The organism is Halomonas sp. ATBC28, from assembly GCF_005937175.1.
Lineage (GTDB): Bacteria > Pseudomonadota > Gammaproteobacteria > Pseudomonadales > Halomonadaceae > Vreelandella > Vreelandella titanicae.
Genome location: NZ_VCQL01000158.1, coordinates 1 through 408, shown reverse-complemented (window position 1 = coordinate 408; position 408 = coordinate 1). Strand labels below are relative to the sequence as shown.

Here is a 408-nt window from a genome sequence, read left to right as displayed (position 1 = left end):
GTCCTTCGCCGGGAAGGCCGGGTTCACCGCGATGATGTTGGGCGTCGCGGCGATGTTGATGATCGGCGTGAAATCCGTCAGCGGGTTGTACGGGGTGCGCGGATTGATCGCCGGGTTGGCCGCCGTGGTGGACACGGTGGCGATCCCCAGCGAGTAACCGTCCGGCGCGGCCTTGGCGGTTTCCGACGCGCCGACGATGCCGCCGCCCCCGGACTTGTTCTCCACCACCACCGGCTGGCCGAGTGCGCGCGACAGCGGATCGGCGATCACGCGAGCGATGATGTCCGTCGTGCCCCCGGGCGCGAACGGCACCACCAGGCGGATGGGCTTGGCCGGATAGGCCTGGGCCCACGCGCCCCCTGCGGCGGCCAGAAGGGCGAATCCGAACCAGTGGCGGCGGTGCATAAG

General features: G+C 70.3%; 1 protein-coding gene. It reads right to left on the bottom strand.

What is annotated here, in order from left to right; genetic code table 11:
* Positions 1 to 408, bottom strand: a 408-nt coding sequence (locus tag E0L35_RS25815) for a tripartite tricarboxylate transporter substrate-binding protein (protein WP_249362199.1), incomplete at both ends; no start/stop codon positions are given.